This window comes from Kluyvera sp. Awk 3 (assembly GCF_028069715.1).
In the GTDB taxonomy this organism is placed as follows: Bacteria; Pseudomonadota; Gammaproteobacteria; order Enterobacterales; family Enterobacteriaceae; genus Kluyvera; species Kluyvera georgiana_A.
The window spans coordinates 16669-37248 of the sequence record NZ_JANEWH010000040.1 but is presented as its reverse complement, the minus strand read 5'-3'; the positions used below and the strand labels follow the sequence as shown (position 1 = coordinate 37248).

Annotated in this window: 20 protein-coding genes; 13 read left to right on the top strand and 7 right to left on the bottom strand. The window is 55.6% G+C overall.

Features of this window, described 5'->3' with window-relative positions:
- Nucleotides 1-141: 141 nt before the first annotated feature.
- The gene (locus NNN71_RS10705; RefSeq protein ID WP_271458461.1) at nucleotides 142-768 is read left to right on the top strand and encodes a helix-turn-helix domain-containing protein; all 627 of its coding nucleotides are present in this window, start codon (nucleotides 142-144) and stop codon (nucleotides 766-768) included.
- Here the strand turns inward: NNN71_RS10705 and ampH are convergent.
- Nucleotides 765-1928 carry a D-alanyl-D-alanine-carboxypeptidase/endopeptidase AmpH gene (gene ampH / locus NNN71_RS10700; protein ID WP_167576547.1) on the bottom strand — a complete coding sequence of 388 codons (1164 nt, stop codon included), beginning with the start codon at nucleotides 1926-1928 and terminating at the stop codon, nucleotides 765-767. The two genes, NNN71_RS10705 and ampH, sit on opposite strands and share 4 nt — an antisense overlap.
- A gap of 331 nt (nucleotides 1929-2259) precedes the next feature.
- On the opposite strand from ampH, the gene sbmA reads away from it, so the two are divergent.
- Both sbmA and NNN71_RS10690 read left to right on the top strand, forming a co-directional pair.
- Entirely contained in the window at nucleotides 2260-3483 is a 1224-nt protein-coding gene (sbmA, locus tag NNN71_RS10695; protein WP_271458460.1) for a peptide antibiotic transporter SbmA, read from the top strand.
- Nucleotides 3484-3514: 31 nt separating this feature from the next.
- Complete coding sequence (locus tag NNN71_RS10690; protein WP_271458459.1) at nucleotides 3515-4621, top strand: DUF1615 domain-containing protein; 1107 nt, start codon at nucleotides 3515-3517, stop codon at nucleotides 4619-4621.
- Here NNN71_RS10690 and NNN71_RS10685 read toward each other — a convergent pair.
- Entirely contained in the window at nucleotides 4618-4920 is a 303-nt protein-coding gene (locus tag NNN71_RS10685) for a DUF2755 family protein (protein ID WP_064547813.1), read from the bottom strand. The two genes, NNN71_RS10690 and NNN71_RS10685, sit on opposite strands and share 4 nt — an antisense overlap.
- A gap of 249 nt (nucleotides 4921-5169) precedes the next feature.
- Here NNN71_RS10685 and NNN71_RS10680 point away from each other — a divergent pair, with 249 nt between their 5' ends.
- Nucleotides 5170-5364 (top strand): DUF2754 family protein, encoded by a 195-nt coding sequence (locus NNN71_RS10680; RefSeq protein WP_065357860.1) that lies wholly within the window; start codon nucleotides 5170-5172, stop codon nucleotides 5362-5364.
- 47 nt (nucleotides 5365-5411) lie between these two features.
- On the opposite strand, the gene ddlA is transcribed toward NNN71_RS10680, so the two are convergent.
- Nucleotides 5412-6512, bottom strand: a complete 1101-nt coding sequence (gene ddlA, locus NNN71_RS10675) for a D-alanine--D-alanine ligase (RefSeq protein ID WP_163445880.1) — start codon at nucleotides 6510-6512, stop codon at nucleotides 5412-5414.
- Between the two features lie 277 nt (nucleotides 6513-6789).
- Between ddlA and NNN71_RS10670 the strand changes: the two genes are divergently transcribed.
- From NNN71_RS10670 to NNN71_RS10655, 4 genes are all read left to right on the top strand, one after another.
- Complete coding sequence (locus NNN71_RS10670) at nucleotides 6790-7989, top strand: multidrug efflux MFS transporter (RefSeq protein WP_163445881.1); 1200 nt, start codon at nucleotides 6790-6792, stop codon at nucleotides 7987-7989.
- A 302-nt stretch (nucleotides 7990-8291) separates the two neighbouring features.
- A complete protein-coding gene (locus tag NNN71_RS10665) occupies nucleotides 8292-8552 on the top strand; it encodes a sigma-S stabilization anti-adapter protein IraP (protein ID WP_163445882.1) in 261 nt (86 codons plus the stop codon).
- A gap of 100 nt (nucleotides 8553-8652) precedes the next feature.
- On the top strand, nucleotides 8653-10062 hold the full coding sequence (gene phoA, locus NNN71_RS10660) for an alkaline phosphatase (RefSeq protein ID WP_163445883.1): 1410 nt from the start codon (nucleotides 8653-8655) through the stop codon (nucleotides 10060-10062).
- A 99-nt stretch (nucleotides 10063-10161) separates the two neighbouring features.
- On the top strand, nucleotides 10162-10497 hold the full coding sequence (locus NNN71_RS10655) for a PsiF family protein (RefSeq protein WP_271458458.1): 336 nt from the start codon (nucleotides 10162-10164) through the stop codon (nucleotides 10495-10497).
- Nucleotides 10498-10553: 56 nt separating this feature from the next.
- Here the strand turns inward: NNN71_RS10655 and proC are convergent, their stop codons facing one another.
- Nucleotides 10554-11363: a pyrroline-5-carboxylate reductase gene (proC, locus tag NNN71_RS10650; protein WP_064547835.1), complete on the bottom strand. Its 810-nt coding sequence runs from the start codon at nucleotides 11361-11363 to the stop codon at nucleotides 10554-10556.
- 158 nt (nucleotides 11364-11521) lie between these two features.
- Here proC and NNN71_RS10645 point away from each other — a divergent pair, with 158 nt between their 5' ends.
- The 4 genes from NNN71_RS10645 to ppnP all read left to right on the top strand — a co-directional run bounded on the left by NNN71_RS10645 (nucleotide 11522) and on the right by ppnP (nucleotide 14094).
- Nucleotides 11522-11974, top strand: a complete 453-nt coding sequence (locus NNN71_RS10645) for a YaiI/YqxD family protein (protein WP_271458457.1) — start codon at nucleotides 11522-11524, stop codon at nucleotides 11972-11974.
- A 272-nt stretch (nucleotides 11975-12246) separates the two neighbouring features.
- Complete coding sequence (aroL, locus tag NNN71_RS10640; RefSeq protein WP_271458456.1) at nucleotides 12247-12771, top strand: shikimate kinase AroL; 525 nt, start codon at nucleotides 12247-12249, stop codon at nucleotides 12769-12771.
- Between the two features lie 282 nt (nucleotides 12772-13053).
- Nucleotides 13054-13731 carry an AroM family protein gene (locus NNN71_RS10635; protein WP_064547829.1) on the top strand — a complete coding sequence of 226 codons (678 nt, stop codon included), beginning with the start codon at nucleotides 13054-13056 and terminating at the stop codon, nucleotides 13729-13731.
- Nucleotides 13732-13809: 78 nt separating this feature from the next.
- A complete protein-coding gene (gene ppnP / locus NNN71_RS10630) occupies nucleotides 13810-14094 on the top strand; it encodes a pyrimidine/purine nucleoside phosphorylase (RefSeq protein WP_065357852.1) in 285 nt (94 codons plus the stop codon).
- A 44-nt stretch (nucleotides 14095-14138) separates the two neighbouring features.
- Here the strand turns inward: ppnP and rdgC are convergent, their stop codons facing one another.
- Complete coding sequence (rdgC, locus tag NNN71_RS10625) at nucleotides 14139-15050, bottom strand: recombination-associated protein RdgC (protein WP_064547833.1); 912 nt, start codon at nucleotides 15048-15050, stop codon at nucleotides 14139-14141.
- An 87-nt stretch (nucleotides 15051-15137) separates the two neighbouring features.
- On the opposite strand from rdgC, the gene mak reads away from it, so the two are divergent.
- On the top strand, nucleotides 15138-16040 hold the full coding sequence (gene mak, locus NNN71_RS10620; RefSeq protein ID WP_271458455.1) for a fructokinase: 903 nt from the start codon (nucleotides 15138-15140) through the stop codon (nucleotides 16038-16040).
- A gap of 112 nt (nucleotides 16041-16152) precedes the next feature.
- On the opposite strand, the gene sbcC is transcribed toward mak, so the two are convergent.
- On the bottom strand, nucleotides 16153-19293 hold the full coding sequence (gene sbcC / locus NNN71_RS10615) for an exonuclease subunit SbcC (RefSeq protein WP_271458454.1): 3141 nt from the start codon (nucleotides 19291-19293) through the stop codon (nucleotides 16153-16155).
- Nucleotides 19290-20492: an exonuclease subunit SbcD gene (gene sbcD, locus NNN71_RS10610; protein ID WP_271458453.1), complete on the bottom strand. Its 1203-nt coding sequence runs from the start codon at nucleotides 20490-20492 to the stop codon at nucleotides 19290-19292. Before sbcD ends, sbcC begins: the two co-directional genes overlap by 4 nt.
- Nucleotides 20493-20580 lie beyond the last annotated feature (88 nt).

The window sequence follows — 20580 nt, the reverse complement described above, 5'->3', positions numbered from 1 at the left end:
ACTTTACTCAGCGGGAAAGTTTTTTATTATGTTCATCAGGTTCTTTTTCGGACCTGGCGCATACAGAACCGGAACTATTCTGTATATCTTAGGACATTATCCCCATCACGAAGAGGGGGATATTTGCACGGATTGCATCGCATGCCTTATCTCAGTAAACCACACGCCGAATTTATCGCGCTCGATAAGCATCTGGCGCCACGTGGCGTGAACTTTAATCTGCAACCAGGGCAGAGTGTGCTGCCAGTTGACAGCACCCTGGGGGAGATGACCATCGTGGTACAAAAAGGGGCGGTTTCCCTACGCCGCGAAGAGCACAACGTTCTCTTTGGCCTGGTTCAGGGACCGTCGATTTTTGGTCTTGCCGCGGCGGCCAGCCCCATTCATAACCGTTATTCGCTCACAGCCGAAGCCGAATGCCGGGGGTACTACCTCCCGGCAAAAGAGACCCTACAATGCCTTGACCGCTATCAGCTCTGGCGAGAAGCGTTTTACTGGATGGCCTGGCAGACGCGTTTGCTGGAACAACGCGATAAGCAGTTAATTGGCGCTAACCATTATCATCAGATTCGCGCCACATTATTAATGATGCGCAACTGGGACGATAATATTCGCGCACGTATTGGTGTGCTGAATTATATTCAGCAACGTACGCGAATATCGCGTTCGGTGATAGCCGAGGTATTAGCCGCGCTGCGCCAGGGCGATTATATCCAGATGGAAAAAGGCAAACTCGTCGGTATTACGCGTTTGCCTTCGGAATATTAAGAGGCGGGGATAACGTTGGCTTTATTACCGCTGAGCTCGGTCACTAATTCATTAATACCGTCGCTCATATTGACGAAGCGGGTTAACGGCGAGCGGGTCACCACCACGAAAGCGCCGACGTTAGACTGCGGAATCATCGCCATATAGGTGATAAAGCCGCCACCGCCGCCGGTTTTCTGGATAATGCCAGGGCGACCATCTTTCGGCGCCATGTACACCCAGCCGAGGCCCAGTGCGTCGGCGCGGCCCGGCACGTCCATGCCAATCACGCGGGTTAACTGGCTACGCTTGTAGACCAGCGTCTGCATCCGGTCGGCCTGGCTGCTGCGGTGGTAGAAATCGGATGACAGATACTGCTGCATCCAGCGCATCATATCGCCCGGCGTAGAGTACACGCCACCGCTGCCCATGGCCGCCAGCGTGTTATTACACGGGCTGGCCCCTTTTTCCGCCACCATCAGGCGGCCACACTGGTCCGGCGACGGCGTAAACGTGGTGTCCTTCATGCCCAGCGGGCGCGCGATCTGCTCTTCAAACAGCTGTGGATAGGGTTTGTGCGCGGCGTTGCCCAGCGCGTCGGCCAGCAGGTCGAAGGCCAGGTTAGAGTAGCTGGCCTGCGAGCCCGGCGCGGCGTGCAGTTTTGCCGTTGACAGATAGCTCCAGCGCTGCGACTGAGTCGGCCAGACGAAGACCGGACGATGCGCCGCTCCGCCCGGCTGCTCGCGCGGCAGAGAGCTGGTATGCGTTGCCAGGTTCACTAAGCGAATTGGCGTGCCGTTGTAGCTCGGGACGCTCGCGCCCGACGGTGCATATTTACTCAGCGGGTCGTCGAGCTTCACCACGCCCTGGTCGAGCAGTTTCACCAGCATTTCGCTGGTCATCAGCTTCGTCAGCGAGGCGATACGAATCACCGAGTCAAGCTGCGGATGCACGTTGTTGCCCGGACGGGTTTCGCCAAAGCTGCGGAACACGCGCTGGTTGCCGTCGATCACCACCAGGGCCATGCCGGTCGCGCCACTCCCGTAAAAGATATGGTTAGCGTATCGGTCAACAATATCGGACGCAAACGCGGGCGCGGTAATCGGCTGTGGCTGAGCTGCCTGCACCGAGGTCAATGACGCCACGCACAGCGCGGCAGAAAAAAGCAGACTACGTTTCAACGGAAGCATCCATGAATTGAAATGGGAGAGTAATGCGTATTTATACTAAAAATACATCGAATCGGCATCAGGCACAGCGCCATTAAACGGTATGATAGCGGGAAAAACGTAACCGAGCGTAAACGCGATGATTATTCCGCGATGTGGATACGCGCTTTTGTGATCCGACGCGTATGATAGAGACGTGGACCGCCTGCGAACTCTGGCGGTATTTTTCGGTCTGATTGCACAGTTACATTGCCTAATACCTCTTTACGGTAAAAACGATCCGTGGCGGTATTCTGTTGTCACAGCACAACGCAGAATCATAAGAAGTTAGCAGGAGAGTACGATGTTTAAGTCTTTTTTCCCTAAGCCGGGTCCCTTTTTTCTCTCGGCGTTTATTTGGGCAATGGTCGCGGTGATTTTCTGGCAGGTGGGCGGCGGTAGCTGGCTGCTGCGCCTGACCGGCGCGAGCAATGATGTGCCGATTAGCGCGGCGCGTTTCTGGTCGCTGAACTACCTGGTGTTTTATGCCTACTATCTGGTGTGCGTCGGGCTATTTGCCGGCTACTGGTTTATCCGCAGCCCGCACCGCTGGCAGTACTGGTCGATTCTGGGTACGGCGCTGATTATTTTTGTCACCTGGTTTCAGGTAGAAGTGAGCGTGGCAGTGAACGCCTGGTATGCGCCGTTTTACGATCTGATTCAAAAAGCGCTCTCCGCGCCGCATAAGGTCGCAATTGGCCAGTTTTATCAGGAAATTGGAATCTTTTTAGGTATCGCCTTTATTGCGGTAGTCATTGGCGTATTGAGTAACTTTTTCATTAGCCACTATATCTTTCGCTGGCGTACCGCGATGAACGAATACTACATCGCGCACTGGCAGCACCTGCGTCATATCGAGGGGGCGGCTCAACGTGTGCAGGAAGATACCATGCGTTTTGCCTCTACGCTTGAGGATATGGGTGTTAGCCTGCTGAACGCGATCATGAAACTGATTGCTTTTCTGCCGGTACTGGTCGCACTTTCCCCACATGTACGTGAACTGCCGATTGTTGGGTATGTACCCTATGGTCTGGTGATTGCCGCCATTATCTGGTCGTTGCTCGGTACCGGTTTACTGGCGATAGTTGGTATCAAACTACCGGGGTTAAATTTTAAGAATCAACGGGTGGAAGCGGCATATCGTAAGGAATTGGTGTACGGCGAGGATGATCCTAATCGCGCTACACCACCAACGGTACGCGAGCTGTTTGATGCCGTGCGCCATAACTACTTTAAACTCTATTTCCATTACACCTATTTTAATATTGCACGCATCGTGTATATACAGGCAGATACCGTTTTCGGTCTGTTCCTGCTGTTTCCGTCGATTGTAGCCGGTACGATTACGCTCGGTCTGATGACGCAGATCAGCAACGTATTCGATCAAGTTCGTAGTTCGTTCCAGTATCTGATCAGCTCCTGGACCACGCTGGTGGAACTGATGTCTATCTACAAACGTCTGCGCAGCTTCGAACGAGAGCTGGATAACAAAGATCTGCCGGATGAAATCGTTCAGCCGCAAAGTTAAGAAAACCGTTTATTTTTGATAAGGATAGCCCATGGCGATAGCCACAACGCGTTACCGTTCGTTTGCCCTGACCCTGCTGGCCGCCGCGCTGTTAAGCGCCTGTACCAGCCAGCAGGCACCGCAGCTGAAAGAGGGCGAAAAACCGGTCGATGTGGCAAGCGTGGTGCGGCAAAAAATGCCCGCCAGCGTGAAGGACAGAGACGCCTGGGCGCAGGCGCTGGCGAAGACTTTCGAGAGCCAGAAGCTGGCGCCGACGGAAGAGAATATCTGTTCGGTGCTGGCGGTCGCGCAACAGGAGTCGAACTATCAGTCCGACCCGTCGGTACCTAATCTGAGCAAAATCGCCTGGCAGGAGATCGACCGCCGGGCGGAGAAGATGCATATCCCGGTTTTCCTGGTGCACACCGCGCTGAAAATCAACTCGCCCAACGGTAAAAGCTACAGCGAACGGCTGGATAACGTGAAAACCGAAAAACAGCTGAGTGCGATATTCGACGACTTTATCGGCATGGTGCCGATGGGGCAGAAGCTGTTTGGCTCGCTTAACCCGGTCCACACCGGTGGGCCGATGCAGGTCAGCATCGCCTTTGCCGAACAGCATCAGGATAACTATCCGTGGAAGATGGAGGGTACCGTACGCCAGGAGGTGTTCTCGCTGCGCGGCGGTCTGTGGTTCGGCACCTACCATCTGCTTAACTACCCGGCGAGCTACACGGCGCCTGTTTATCGCTACGCCGACTTTAATGCCGGTTGGTACGCCAGCCGTAATGCGGCTTTCCAGAATGCGGTCAGTAAAGCCACCGGCGTGAAACTGGCGCTGGATGGCGACGTTATTCTTTACGGCAGCGATGAGCCGGGCAGCACGGAGAAAGCGGTCAGGAAACTGGCGGACAAGCTGTCGCTGAGCAACGCTGAAATTCACCGTCAGCTACAAAAAGGCGATAGCCAGGCGTTTGAAAGCACCGCGTTGTACAAAGGGGTGTATAAAATTGCCGAGCAAAAAGCGGGTAAACCGCTGGCCCGCGAGATGCTGCCGGGGATTCAGCTGGAGAGCCCGAAAATAACCCGTCAGTTAACCACGGCGTGGTTTGCTAAACGGGTTGATGAGCGCCGGGCCAAATGCATGGCGCTGAATTAATCGTGATGACGCAGGCGGCGCACCAGGGAAACCACGCCAAGGATGGCGCAGCCTGCGAGGAAGGGCACCAGGCCAAACAGCGTACTCACGCCGAGGCCAATTTCCACGCGCGGACGGCCGCTGTCCTGAATCTGCATCAGGTGCTCATAGATACCTGGAGCGTGCAACACCAGCGATAGCAGTTGCGCACCAACTGAAAAGCACAGCAGGACGAAAAGCGCGTACGCGAGGTTGCCTGACGCGGAGGACGCCTTTTTCTTCCCACTGAACATGAGTTTTGACAAGGTAAAATCTGTCATTGGGACCTCCAGGATCACGTGAAGACGGATGATTGCGTGTTACTGGGGGGAGTGTGGCAGTAGATAGGAATTGTCAATATCGGATTTATGGTAAATTTTGAGCCAGAATATTCCTGGTTTTGCTGTCCGATTTACGCATTTCCCGCTTCAGCTTGAGGTTAAATCCCATTAACATTCGCTAACTGCCGTTCACACCACAGACGTTGTCGCGGGTTTATGGCATCCTGTTTTCTTTGTGATGGAGCCGCTATGAACCTGCCTGTAAAAATCCGCCGCGACTGGCACTACTACGCATTTGCGATTGGTCTTATCTTTATTCTTAACGGAATTGTTGGCCTGCTGGGTTTTGAAGCGAAGGGCTGGCAAACCTATGCCGTGGGGCTGGTAACGTGGGTGATTAGCTTCTGGCTGGCGGGGTTGATTATTCGTCGCAGAGAAGAGTAAAAGGTCACGATGTATCGGGGCGCGTTGCCGTGCCCCGCAAACACGTCTTAATCGTTCATTGATGTTTTCAGCGCTTTATCGGCCTGATGGCGTTCCAGCGCGAGCTCGATCAAGCGGGTAATCAATGATGTGTAGTCCAGGCCGCTGGCCTGCCACAGTTTCGGGTACATGCTGATGTTGGTGAAACCAGGCAAGGTGTTGATTTCGTTAATCACCACGTCATTATCGGCAGTCAGGAACACATCCACGCGCGCCATACCGCTACAGCCTAACGTTTGATAAGCCTCAATCGCGACATGGCGGATTTTATCGTTCACTTCGGCGGGAATCGCTGCAGGAACCACCACCTTCGCGCCATTATCGTCAATGTACTTGGTATCGTACGCGTAGAACTCGCTGTTCAGCACGATCTCACCGCAGGTGCTGGCCTGCGGGTCGTCATTGCCCAGCACCGCGCACTCAATTTCACGGCCTTTAATACCTTGTTCCACCACGACTTTATGGTCGAATTCGAAGGCTAACGCCACGGCTTTCGCATACTGCTCCGCATCGTTGACCTTGCTGACGCCAACCGAAGAGCCCTGATTCGCAGGCTTAACGAACAGCGGCAGACCCAGCTTCGCTTTGATCTCGTCGAAGGTGAAATTGTCGCGGTTGCGGCGCGTCAGGGTAACAAACGGCGCAATAGACAGCCCGGCATCGCGCAGCAGACGCTTGGTGACGTCTTTATCCATGCAGGCGGCTGAGCCCAGAACGTCGGAGCCGACAAACGGCAGGTTTGCCATACGTAGCATCCCCTGAAGGGAACCATCTTCCCCCAGCGTGCCGTGCACAATGGGGAAAATCACATCAATGGCATCCAGCGGTTGGCCGCTTTCGGCGTCGATCATCTGCTGGCGTTCGCGGCCTGGAATATGGGCCAGCGTCGTCGTAGAAGGGCGCAGCGCGATACGGGCGGGGTCCTGAGCGTTGAGCAGATAGTTCTGCGCATCGCTGATGTGCCACTGCCCCTGTTTATCGATGCCTAACAGCACCACGTCAAACCGCGTTTTATCAATCGCTTCAACAATATTCTTCGCGGACTGTAGGGAGACTTCGTGCTCCGCCGATTTGCCGCCAAAAACAATCCCAACCCGCAACTTTGCCATTCTCTCAATCCATCCATTCCAAAACGCAAAGCACATAACATACCACGGGCGATGCGGGCTATCTGCCTTTTCCATATCGTTCCGCGCAAATCATCTTCAGGTGCTAAGCATAAGTCACTAATGTTCTGCATTTTCATCGTGATATGTATCACAAAAATGCGTTTGTTGACTGATAAAATCCTGAAGTTATCGATTGAGCATCTCTGACAATACGGCGAGAGAAGCGAGTTGCTAACCTGACAACTTGTTCCCGTCAATTGAAGTCAAACGCGTCGTTATGGAATCCTGGAAGGTTAACCTTATTTCCGTCTGGTTCGGCTGTTTTTTCACCGGGCTAGCGATTAGCCAGATTTTGCCTTTTTTACCGCTCTATGTGGCGCAGCTTGGCGTCACCTCGCACGAATCGCTGTCCATGTGGTCAGGCTTGACCTTCAGCGTCACCTTTCTGGTTTCGGCGATCGTTTCGCCAATGTGGGGAAGCCTCGCGGACCGTAAAGGCCGCAAGTTAATGCTGCTGCGCGCATCGCTTGGGATGGCGGTGGCGATTCTCCTGCAGGCCTTCGCCACCAACGTCTGGCAGCTCTTTTTCCTGCGCGCCATTATGGGCTTAACGTCCGGCTATATTCCTAACGCAATGGCCCTTGTGGCCTCGCAGGTTCCTCGCGAGCGCAGCGGTTGGGCGCTCAGCACCCTCTCGACGGCGCAGATCACCGGCGTGATCGGCGGGCCGCTGCTCGGTGGTTTTCTGGCTGACCATGTAGGGCTGCGAATGGTGTTCTTTATCACCGCATTCCTGCTGATGGTGAGCTTCCTGGTGACGCTGTTTTTAATCAAAGAGGGCTCCCGCCCGGTGCTGGAAAAAGGCGAGAAGCTGAGCGGTAAGGCGGTATTTGCCTCACTGCCGTATCCCGGGCTGGTGATCAGCCTGTTTGTTACGACGATGGTGATTCAGCTGTGTAACGGCTCGATTAGCCCAATTCTGGCGCTGTTTATTAAATCGATGTCGCCGGATAGCACTAACATTGCCTTCTTAAGCGGCATGATTGCCGCTGTGCCCGGCGTATCGGCGCTGATTTCCGCGCCAAGGCTGGGCAAGCTCGGGGACCGTATTGGCACCGCCCGCATTTTGCTGGGCACGCTGGTCTTTGCCGTGGTGCTGTTCTTTGCCATGTCGTTTGTGACCACCCCGCTTCAGCTTGGCATTCTCCGTTTTATTCTTGGCTTCGCCGATGGCGCGATGCTGCCGGCGGTACAAACGCTGTTGCTCAAATATATTAGCGAGCGCGTAACCGGGCGTATATTCGGCTATAACCAGTCGTTTATGTATCTGGGTAATGTGGCGGGGCCGCTGATTGGCGCATCCATTTCCGCAATGGCCGGATTCCGCTGGGTATTTATCGCCACCGCGGTGATTGTGCTGATTAACCTATGGCAACTGGCGGTAATGCTCCGCCGTACCCAGCCGGTTCGCCAGTAATATCACGGTAACGATGGAAATAGCGGCACAACGTTATTTCCATCGATTCATTCCACTGTTATTCAACTTTGTTCGATGGCCCTGCATTATTATGCGAGAGAAACGTTTCGCTGGCGAAAAATGAAACTAATTCCATGATATTCATGAGGATTATGTTTTTGCGGGTTTCACTTGCAGAATTGTCTGGATATTGTAATTCTATTCCTGCTTGCCAAAGGGGAATGGAACCGTATGTTTTAACGGTCTATTTATTTTTTCAGGGCCTGCATCCAGCCCATCGCTATCCATAAGGAAAACGCGCGATGAAAAATTTCATTGCTGAATTGCTGGTAAAACTAGCCGAAAAGGAAGATGAAGCAAACGCGCTACGTATTCAGGTTGATGCGCTGGAAGTGGTGGTGACTACGCTGCTACTGCATATGAAACAGCAGCCTGAGTCCGATCTGGAAAGCCACATTGCCGCCACGTTGAATAAGCTTACACCGCCGGAAGATGCTTCCGATCATCATCGCGAATTATTATATAACCATGTTAAACGGTTATTTCTAGCCCCCGAAAAATAGTAGGTCTTTGCTTATTTCACGCTGTCATTAAACTGTCACGCTCTTTTCTTACAGTCTCCATGTTTTCTTTTTTTAAGTATTTATACATGGAGAAACTAACGTGAAATACCGTGCTATCGTTGCCGCATTATTACCTCTGCTGGGTCTGCCTACCGTTCACGCGGAGACCTCTACAGCTGTTCTCGATAACCGCGCCGCGCAAGGGGACATCACCCAGCCAGGCGGTGCTCGCCGTTTATCTGCCGATCAAACCGACGCGATTCGCGCCTCCTTAAATAATAAACAGGCCAAAAACGTTATTTTGCTGATTGGCGATGGGATGGGCGACTCTGAAATTACCGCCGCGCGTAACTACGCGGAAGGCGCGGGCGGTTATTTTAAAGGTATTGACGCGCTGCCGTTAACCGGCCAGTACACCCATTATGCGCTGAACAAAAAGACCGGTAAGCCGGACTACGTGACTGACTCCGCTGCGTCGGCCACCGCCTGGAGTACCGGCGTGAAAACCTATAACGGCGCGCTGGGCGTCGATATCCATGAAAAAGATCACCAGACGATTCTTGAGCTGGCGAAAGCGGCCGGCCTGGCGACCGGTAACGTGTCTACCGCCGAATTGCAGGATGCGACCCCTGCGGCGCAGATTTCTCATGTCACTTCGCGTAAGTGTTACGGCCCGAGCGTGACCAGCGAAAAATGCCCAACCAACGCGCTGGAAAAAGGCGGTAAAGGGTCCATTACCGAACAGCTGCTGAATGCCCGCGCAGACGTGACGCTGGGCGGCGGCGCAAAAACCTTCGCCGAAACTGCGACAGCGGGTGAATGGCAGGGTAAAACCCTGCGTGAGCAGGCACAGGCGCGCGGCTATCAGTTAGTGGATAACGCCACCACGCTGGCGGCGATTACTCAGGCTAACCAGGACAAGCCGTTGCTGGGGCTGTTCTCTGACGGCAATATGCCGGTTCGTTGGGAAGGGCCGAAGGCCTCTTATCATGGCAACCTGGATAAGCCAGCGGTGACCTGTACGCCGAACCCGAAACGTGATGCCAGCGTGCCGACTCTGGCGCAGATGACCGACAAAGCCATCTCCCTGTTGAGCACCAACGAAAAAGGCTTCTTCCTGCAGGTTGAAGGGGCGTCGATCGATAAACAGGATCACGCGGCGAATCCGTGCGGCCAGATTGGCGAAACGGTCGATCTGGATGAAGCGGTACAAAAAGCGCTGGAATTTGCGAAAAAAGACGGCAATACCCTGGTGATCGTCACCGCTGACCACGCGCACGCCAGCCAGATTATTCCACCGGAAACCAAAGCGCCGGGCCTGACGCAGGCGTTGAACACCAAAGATGGGTCAGTGATGGTGATGAGCTACGGTAACTCGGAAGAGGAGTCAATGGAGCATACTGGCACCCAGCTGCGTATCGCTGCCTACGGCCCGCATGCCGCTAACGTAGTGGGCCTGACCGACCAGACTGACCTCTACTACACCATGAAAGCCGCGCTGGGGCTGTAATCTCCCGACCAGACCGGCGGCATATAATTCGCTGCCGGCCTGGTAAAATTCCTGTCAGCGACCAGACTTACAGAGTTCTACTCACAAAAGGATGGTGCAATGAAAACAACATTACTGATTACCCTACTGTGTGGCGTGTTTGCGGCCAGCGCCGTGTCTGCGGCGACGACGGCAGCCGCGCCGGAGAAGACCCTGACGCCGCAGCAACAGCGGATGAGTAGCTGCAATCAGCAGGCGACGGCTAAAACCCTGAAGGGGGATGAGCGCAAAACCTATATGAGCAGCTGTCTGAAAGGGGAAGGGGCGACCGCAGACGGCAAAACGTTAACGCCGCAGCAGCAAAAGATGAAGGATTGTAACGCGCAGGCCGCTCAGAAGACCCTGACGGGCGACGAGCGTAAAACCTTTATGAGTACTTGTTTGAAGAAAAAGTAAATTCACTTCTTATGGCAAGCTAGCCTGGCCCGGCAGCGTGTGCCGGGCCAGCGCCATCAGGACTTGCTCATCTTGTCCGATTTTTCCATGCATTTTGCCATCGCTTCGATGACCGCCGAGCGGAAGCCTTTTTCTTCCAGCACGCGCACAGCTTCAATCGTGGTACCGCCAGGCGAGCACACCATATCTTTCAGTTCACCCGGATGTTTACCGGTTTCCAGCACCATCTTCGCGGAGCCCATAACCGCCTGCGCGGCGAATTTATAGGCCTGGGCGCGCGGCATACCGCCCAGCACAGCGGCATCCGCCATCGCTTCGATAAACATAAATACATAGGCTGGCGCAGAGCCGCTAACGCCCACCACCGGGTGGATCATAGGTTCGGCAATTTCTTCCGCGGCCCCGAAGCAGCGGAAAATATTCAACACATCGGCGATATCTTCCGGGGTGACCAGCGCGTTTGGCGTGACCGACGTCATCCCTGCGTTAACCAGTGACGGCGTATTCGGCATGGCACGGACGATTTTACGATCGTGACCCAGCGCGCGCGCCAGCTGATCGAGGGTAATCCCGGCGGCAATGGAGACCACCAGTGAATCTTTGTTCAGGCTGGAAGCGATGTCGCTCAGTACCTTCACCATAATGCCCGGCTTCACGGCGCCAAAGACGATATCTGCCACCTGCGCCACTTCTTGCGGGCTTTGCGCCGCGTTAATGCCGAACTCATCGCGCAGCGCGGCGACTTTATCCGGGGAAGGGGTATAAACCCAAATCTGCCCAGGAAGTACCTGCCCGCTGGCAATCAGGCCGCCCAGAATGGCCTTTCCCATATTACCGCAGCCAATGAAGCCAATTTTCTTCTCCATCATGTCTCTCCCTCTGTCTGTTTTTTTGTAGTGTACTGTTATAGGCCATTCCCGGCGATGGGTAACGTAATTTTGTGACGCTGGTTGCACATTATTACGTCCGAAGACGCGCTTACCGTATAATCGCCCTTTAACAGCCAGCGTTAAGCGGAGTGAGTATGACGATTTGGGTGGACGCCGACGCGTGTCCGAACGTGATTAAAGAGGTGCTTTACCGCGCCGCAGACCGTACACAGATTGAGCTTGTGCTGGTGGCAAACCAGTATCTGCGCGTGCCGCCGTCGCGCTTCATCCGCGCGATGGTGGTGCCAAAGGGGTTTGACGTTGCCGACAATGAAATTGTGCGCCTGTGCCAACCGGGCGATCTGGTGATTACCGCCGATATTCCGCTGGCCGCTGAAGTGCTGGAAAAGGGCGGGGCGGCGCTGAACCCACGTGGTGAACGCTACAGCGACGCCACAATCCGTGAACGTCTGACGCTGCGTGATTTTATGGACACAATGCGTTCCAGCGGTATTCAAACCGGCGGCCCCAACGCGCTTTCCCAGCGCGATCGCCAGCAGTTCGCCGCAGAGCTGGACAAGTGGCTGTTGGCGGTAAAACGCGGCTGACAGGATTTCTGTCATCGGAATATGCTACCTTTGCCGCGTCGTTCGGCTTGTCAAAACAAGACAGTTTCATGTACTGTTAGCGCAACGGCTTGTGGAATTATTTTTTTACGCTTTAAACGCAGATGATGGCTGGATATAAAGCGGATAAAATACGCAGGCTGAATCTTTTTGTAACCTAAAGTTTACACTTACTTGCGTACTAGTTTGGTGGTATTATTCACGCTTCACATGCACGTCCCGCAATTTTGCGTCATCAGGGGGAATTCCAGGTAATGACACAACCTATTTTTCTTATCGGAGCCAGAGGCTGCGGAAAAACAACAATAGGTCAAGCGCTTACCCATGCCTGCGATTTCCGTTTTGTTGATACTGACCAGGTGTTACAGCAGCGGTCAGGCATGAGCGTGGCGGATATCGTGGCGGCGGAAGGCTGGCCGGGTTTCCGCGCCAGAGAGACCGAAACGTTAATCTCCGTCACCCAGCCAGGGGCGGTTATCGCCACGGGCGGTGGAATTATCCTTGCACCGGTAAACCGCGAGTTTATGCGCCAGAACGGCGTTGTGGTGTACCTGAATGCGCCGGTTCCCGTTTTAGCGCGCCGTCTGGAAGCCTTTCCAGAAGCTGACCAGCGCCCGACGCTGACCGGTAAACCCATTAGCGAAGAAGTCGCCGTTGTGCTGGCTCAGCGCGATGCGTTGTACCGTGAAACCGCCCATTACATCGTCGACGCTTCCGCCTCGCCGGAGCGCGTGGTGACGCTGATCCTCGACGCTCTGCACCTGGCCACCGCCAGCTAGCGAAACGCATCGCTTTCTCCCCATCTCTTCCTCATGCTGTGATGCACGCTGCCGATATAACCCTTTTTATTTTACGGTTATATCGGGCGTAAATCACATTTTTCACCTATTCTGTATGTTATAGAAAAGTTAAAATCAAAACATATCAGGAGAGTACTGGAAACAACTGGAATCTTTACATTCCGCCTCCCGCGGCAGGTGCTACGCTTCTGAGCGGTATTTTTCATCCATCCAGGTGGCTATTTGTAAAGTGAACTTTCAGAAAAGCAGAAGGTAAATAACATGAGTGCAACGATGGCGATTCTTACGATAGGGGTGGTGCCCGTCAGTGAAGTGTTGCCGCTTTTGACCGAGCACATCAGGGAAGATCAGATCACCCACATCAGCCTGCTAGGCAAAATGAATCGTGCTGACGTCATGGAAGAGTATGCACCAGAACCCGGTGAAGAGCGCTTACTGGTTCTGCTAAATGATAACCAATTTGTTGAAGTATCCCGTCCGAAGGTGGAGTTGAGCCTCCAGGCCGTTATTGAGGTGCTGGACAACCAATCCTATGACGTCATCCTGTTACTGAACACATTCAAATTACGCAGTATGGTGGCGCGCAATGCGATGCTGCTGGAACCTCAGCGCATTATTCCACCGTTAGTCGCCTCTATCGTTGAGGGACACCAGGTCGGGGTGCTTGTGCCTGTCGAAGGCATTTTAAATGCCCAGCAGGAGAAGTGGCAGATGCTGCCCACCTCACCTTATTACGCGCTGGCCAACCCGAACCTCGATACCGATCAGCACCTGATTTCCGCAGGCAGTTCACTGCTGGAACAGGGGGCCGACGTGCTGGTACTGGATTCACTCAGCTATCACCAGCGTCACCGTGACCTATTACAAAAAGCGCTGGATGTGCCTGTTTTACTGTCGAATGTGCTGGTCGCCAGACTGGCGGCAGAATTATTGTGTTAACGGGAGAATTTCGCGTGACAGGTTTCTGTTCGCCCCCCTATATTGGTCTTTTGACGACACGATAATAAGGGCCTGTTTATGCTTCAAAGCAACGAATACTTCGACGGAAAAGTGAAATCCATTGGTTTTACCAGCAGCAGCACCGGGCGTGCGAGCGTGGGCGTGATGGCGGAAGGCGAATATACCTTCGGTACCGCGCAGCCGGAAGAGATGACCGTGATCAGCGGCGCGCTGAACGTGTTGTTACCGGGGGAAACTGAGTGGAAAGTCTATGCTGCCGGGGAAGTTTTCAACGTGCCGGGCCACAGCGAGTTTAACCTGCAGGTCGCAGAGCCAACGTCTTATCTGTGCCGCTATCTGTAATAGTTTCCCTTCCTGCTGCGGCAGGAAGGGAAACACCTCATTCATTAACGCTGCGCTTCGCCGCCTAACCCTTCCACCAGGCTTTTAATCAGCGCCGCCAGCTCGCCGGTCATCAGAATAAAGTCGGCATCGAAACGCTGGGCGTAGTCGTCACGATCGATATCTTCGTTCTGATCGCGCAGTTCGTCGCAGAACTTCAGGCGCTTAATCGAGCCGTCGTCGCACATCACGAACTGAATGCGCTGCTGCCAGTCGAGGGCCAGCTTGGTCACCAGCTTACCGGCTTCGATGTGGACGGCGATTTCGTCGCAAACCAGATCCTGTTTTTTCGCACGGATCACGCCGCCGTCTTCGAGGATCGCTTTCAGTTCGGCTTCATCAAGTAGCTGGAAGCCCTGCGCCGTGGTGCCAGAGCGCACCCATTCGGTCAGCGTCAGTTCGATCGGGTTTTCCAGCGTCAGCGGTACGACCGGCAGAGAACCGAGGCTCTTACGTAACAGCGCCAGCGTATCTTCCGCTTTTTTGGCGCTGGCGCAGTCAACCATAATCAGATCGTTAACGGTGTCGATCCACATCATCGTCTGGCTGAAGCGGCTGAAAGCGCGCGGCAGCAGAGAGTGCAGCACTTCATCTTTCAGGGAATCTTTTTCGGTCTTTTTCAGCTTACGACCCTGATCGGCTTCCAGTTTCTGGATCTTCGCTTCCAGCGCCTGTTTAATCACCGGAGAGGGCAGGATCTTCTCTTCTTTGCGCGCGCAGATAATGATCTGACCATTCGCTGTGTGCGTTAGCGCATCGCTGTGTGAACCCATCGGCGGCACCCAGCCGGTTTTCGCCATATCCTGGCTTCCGCACGGGGTGAAGGTCATCTCAGCGAGCTGTTTTTCCATCTCTTCCGCGCGCAGCGAGATGTCGCGGCTGAGACGATAAACCATTAAATTTTTGAACCACAGCATGATAATTTCCACGGTGTTATCGTTAAATCAGCGTGCAATGATAACGAATTGTCTCTGGCCTTGCATTGTTTTAAACAGGAGTGATGAATGCGAATTGGTATCGATCTGGGTGGAACGAAAACGGAAGTTATCGCGCTGAGCGATCGCGGGGAGCAGCTCTATCGTCACCGTCTGCCGACGCCGCGTGACTACCAGCAAACCATTGAGAACATTGCGCATCTCGTCGCACTGGCCGAAGAGGCGACCGGGCAAACCGGGACGGTGGGAATGGGCATTCCTGGCTCGATTTCGCCCTATACCGGGGTGGTGAAAAACGCCAATTCCACCTGGCTGAACGGCCAGCCGTTTGATAAAGATTTAAGCCGTCGTTTGAACCGCGAGGTGCGGCTGGCGAACGACGCCAACTGTCTTGCGGTGTCGGAAGCGGTAGACGGCGCGGCGGCGGGCGCGCAGACGGTGTTTGCGGTGATCATTGGTACCGGCTGCGGCGCGGGCGTGGCGATTGGCGGCCGCGCGCATATCGGCGGCAACGGCACGGCGGGCGAATGGGGGCATAATCCACTGCCGTGGATGAATGACGACGAGCTGCGCTATCGTGCGGAAGTGCCGTGCTACTGCGGTAAGCAGGGCTGCATTGAGACCTTTATTTCCGGTACCGGTTTTGCCACCGACTACCAGCGGTTAAGCGGGCGTCCATTGAAGGGCAGTGAGATTATGCGCCTGGTGGATGAAGGTGATGCGCTGGCAGAACAGGCGCTCTGTCGCTACGAGCAGCGGCTGGCGAAATCGCTGGCGCACGTGGTGAATATTCTCGACCCGGACGTGATTGTGCTGGGCGGCGGGATGAGCAACGTTGAGCGGCTGTATCAGACGGTGCCGGGGCTGGTGAAAGAGTGGGTGTTCGGCGGCGAATGTGAGACGCCGATTCGTAAAGCGCTGCATGGGGATTCGAGCGGGGTGCGCGGCGCGGCGTGGTTGTGGCCGGCGTGATTTAGCCCTCACCCTAACCCTCTCCCAAAGGGAGAGGGAACCGTCTTGTGTTGTTGGTGGGGAAAGCCGCCGTTCTGCACGGTTTTCTCCCTCTCCAGGAGGGAGGGGAACCTCACTCCACGCTAAACATTTTATCCAGTCGGCTATACCCCAGCCCGTTGATTTTCTTCACCTTAATTTGCACCGGAATGCGCTCTTTCATCGCCTCAACGTGGCTGATCACGCCGATGATTTTGCCGCTGGCGTTCAGCGCATCGAGCGCATCCAGCGCGGTATCGAGCGTTTCGCTGTCCAGCGTGCCGAAGCCTTCATCGAGGAACAGTGAGTCAATACGGGTTTTATGGCTGACCAGATCGGAGAGCGCCAGTGCCAGCGCGAGGCTGACGAGGAAGCTTTCGCCACCGGAGAGCGTGCGGGTATCGCGCACCGCGTCCGCCTGCCAGGTATCAACGACCTCTAATTCCAGCGCATCGCTGGCTTTACGTTGCAGCAGATAACGACCATGCAGGCGGCTGAGCTGTTCGTTGGCGAGCCACACCAGATTATCCAGCGTCAGTCCCTGGGCGAATTTACGGAATTTATCCCCCTCTTTGGAGCCAATGAGCGCATTTAAATGCGCCCAGTCTTCCAGCACGGCATTGGCTTTTTCAATCTCAACGAACAGTGACTGCTGCTGCTGGCGATTGTCGCTGTCCTGCTTGAGCTGCTGGCGCAGTTCGCCCTGGCGCTCGCTGTTTTCGCGAAGCTGGCGGGCAAGCTGCTGAAGCTGTTCCTGCACGTCGGCAAGGCTCAAATCGGCTGTCAGCGTTTCCGGGCGCACGGTCACATGATGTTGCAACGCTTCCTGTACCTGTGCGGCGAGGGTCTGGCGCTGCTGGTGCTGCGTCTCCAGCGACTGTTTGAGCTGTTCCAGACGCTGGCGTTCGCCGGCATCCAGTAGCGCATCCAGAAATGCCTGTCGGTCCGGGAAGTGCGAGGCGGAAAGCTGCTGGTCGAAGGTCTGTTCCGCCTGCTGAAGACGCTCATTTTCCAGTTTTTCTTGTTGCTGAAGCGTTTGCCACTGGCTTTCCAGCGACACACAGTCATGATGCGCCTGTTGCCAGCCCTCAAGCGAGGCCTGCTGACCGTCGTCGGCATTTTCGGCGGTCGGTAGCGTTTCCAGCAGCGGTTGAATTAACGCCAGCTGCTGTTGAGTGCTCTGGAGCTGCGCCTGTTGTTGCTGCCACTGGGTTATCTCGGTTTCGCGCGCCGTCAGCCAACTGTTTTCATCGCCAGCGTCCGGTTGCGTCAGGCCAAAAGCCGTGAACGATTGATTAAGTGCGGCAGTGCGCTGCTCCTGTTCTTCGCGTAGCTGCGTTAGCTGCGCCTCAAGCTCGCGAAGCTGCTGTTCCAGCGTCAGGCGTTGTTGGTGCTGATAACGCTGCTGTTCGGCGTCATCCTGTGCGGCCAGCCAGCCGTTGATATCGTCAGACGGTTGCAGATCGATATGCAGATGCTGGAGCGTCTCCTGCCACTGGGAGGTAAGTGCTTGCTCCTGCTGAGAAAGCGATGCGAGCTCGTCATTTTCTTTCTGCTGCTGCTTTTGCAGCGTCTCCAGCTGGCCACGCAGCGCCGCGCCGTTTTCGGCCAGCTGCGAAACCTCTTTTTCCAGCGCATCGCGACGTGCTTTGTTGGCGTCCGGTTTTAAAGCCTGATATTCGGCCAGCGCCGGATGGCTGGTGGAACCGCACAGCGGACACGGCGCGCCCGGCTGGAGACGCGCGCGCTCGGCTTCCAGCTTAACGATGGTGTCTTCCAAATCGCAAATGGCCTTAACGTCGGCCAACTGCTGTTTTTTCTCTTTATAGACCAGGCGCAGCGGGGTCAGTTCGGCGGTGATTTTCTCCAACTGCTGCTGGCGCTGCTGCTGAGCATCCATCAGCTGCTGTCGGCGGGCGTGGAGCGGGATAAAGCGCGCATGAAGGGTGCTGAGCTGCTGGCGCTGCGGGCGCGCCGCCGCGTGTTCGGCAATTCGGGCGGCGACCTCTTCCTGGGTGAGCGTTAGCGTGGAAGGCGGCAGCTGGCTGAGCTGTGCCGCCAGCGCGTTCCGGCGCTGTTCTTGCGTTTGTTGTTGTGCACGTTCCCGCGTCTGCTGAGCAAACGCGCTACGCCAGCCGGTTAGCTCGCCTTGCCAGCGCTGAATATGTTCATGCGCCTGCAGCCATTGTTGCTGTTGTTGCAGCGATTGCGTGAGCGTGGCGTGCTGGCGTTCCGCGCTGTAGCGAATGCGATCTCGTTGGGTACGGGCTGCCTGTAAGCGAGTATTCACTTGCAGAACCTGCGCACGGGTTTTGGCCACCGTGGCGGCCTGTTCCTGCATCTGTGACCAGTGCGGGCGCAGCGCTTCAGCGGGCTGCGCGCGGCTCAGTACGGCAAGCTGCGGCTGCGCCGCTTCCAGCGCCTGCTGGGCTTCTTTCAACGCCAGCTGGGTTTTCTGCTCGTTTTGTTCCAGCTCCGTTCGGCGTGACAGCCATTGCTGATGTGTGAGGGCGATCGCCTGCTGTTGTTGCCACTGCTTTTCATCGGAAGTAAGCGCCTGCAAACTTTGTTGTAGGGACTGTTGCTGCTCTTCGCTCAGCAGTACCACACCGCTAGCCTGGGCCTGAAGCTTATCGAGGTCGTTACGCGCCTGCTTATGTTTTTCAAACACCTGCGCGGAAATCTGGCCGTAGATTTCGGTGCCGGTCAACTCTTCCAGTAGCTCGGCGCGCTCTTTCGGTTTGGCGTTGAGGAAGGCGGCAAACTGGCCCTGTGAAAGCAACATCGAGCGGGTAAAGCGGCCATAGTCCAGCCCGCTCAGCGACGCGGTCATCTCCAGCTTGTCTTTGACCTTATCCGCCAGAATTTGCCCGTCGGCGCAGCGTGCCAGTTCGACGCGCGGCGCCTGTAAATTACCATCCGGCTGGTTGCGCGCGCGGTTCTGGCTCCAGAAGGCGCGATAGGCAACCCCCTGTACCTCAAACTCGACTTCCGCCAGACACTCGGCGGTGTCGCGGGTCATCAGGTCATTTTGTGACTGCGAAACGGTATTGAGGCGCGGCGTCTCGTGGTACAGCGCCAGACAGATGGCGTCGAGCAGGGTGGTTTTGCCCGCGCCGGTGGGGCCGGTGATGGCAAACAGGCCGTTGCTGGCGAAAGGCTCCTGGGTGAAGTCGATTTTCCACTCGCCTTTGAGCGAGTTGAGGTTTTTCAGGCGCAGGCTGAGAATTTTCATGGTTGTTGTTCCTCGCCAAGGCTGTTTAGCGCTTCGTTGAACAGCGTTTGCAGGCGTTGCTGCTGCGGTTCCTCAAGCGTTTCCAGCGCCAGGCGACGTTGGAACACCTCTTCAATACTCAGCTCGCTCAGGGTCTCACGCGTCTGACTTTCCAGAATGCGCTGGCGCTGCTCGCGGCTGCGGCGCACCAGCAGGACCTCGACCGGGAGTTCGTCGGTGATGGCCTGGATTTTACGTTGAATGTCATGCAGATATTCGTCGCTGGTGATTTCGATATCGAGCCACGTGGTGGCCTCGGTATCGGTTTTCTCCCACGCCGCGAGCTGGGCGCTGATGCTGTCGAAATCGCCCTTGATCACCGCCAGCGCTTGCGTTATGGGGACGGTTAGCGGGGTCACTTCCGCCAGCTTGCCGTCGCTAAAGGTCACCAGATTCACGCTTTTCGCTTTGCCGGTTTCGTCAAAGCTTAACGGGAGAGGCGAGCCGCTGTAGCGGATATGCTCGCTGCCGCCGATTTTCTGCGCCCGGTGAATATGCCCCAGCGCGATGTAATCGGCTGGCGGGAAATTCTGCGCCGGGAAAGCATCCAGCGTGCCAATATAGATATCGCGCACCGCGTCGCTTTTGCTGGCGCCGACGGTGGTCAGATGGCCGCTGGCGATAATCGGCAGCGTCAGGTTGTCGCGTAGCTCGCAGGCCTGTTGATACTGCTGTTGATAGTAATCGGTAATGCTCTCCAGCACCTGGCGCACTTTTTCATTGCCAGAAAGCCCCGCCTGGCTGGTGATGATGTCGCGCGGACGCAGAAACGGCACCGGGCAGAACACTGCGCCGGGCGTGCCGTCGCGCTGATTCAGAATAAACGGTGCGTGGCCGGCGTTGGCAATCACCGTGGTGTTGAGGAATGACAGAATATCGCGCGATTCGTTAAGTGTCGCCACCGAGTCATGGTTGCCCGCCAGCACTACCAGATGGCAGCCCGTTTGCTGAAGATTGACCACAAACCGGTTATACAGCTCGCGCGCGTAGCTTGGCGGCGAACCGGTATCGAAGATGTCGCCCGCGACGATAATCGCGTCTACGCGCTCCGCCTCGGCGGTGGTCAGCAGCCAGCGCAGAAAGGCATCGTGTTCGGCCGCGCGGCTCTTGCTGTAGAAGTTCTGGCCGAGGTGCCAGTCCGAGGTATGGATAATGCGCATAGCGATTCCGTAAGAAGTGACGTAAAGTTGATTATAAACATTCACCTACGCTGGGGTCGATGAGCGCGTATGGCGCGTGTCATAAACG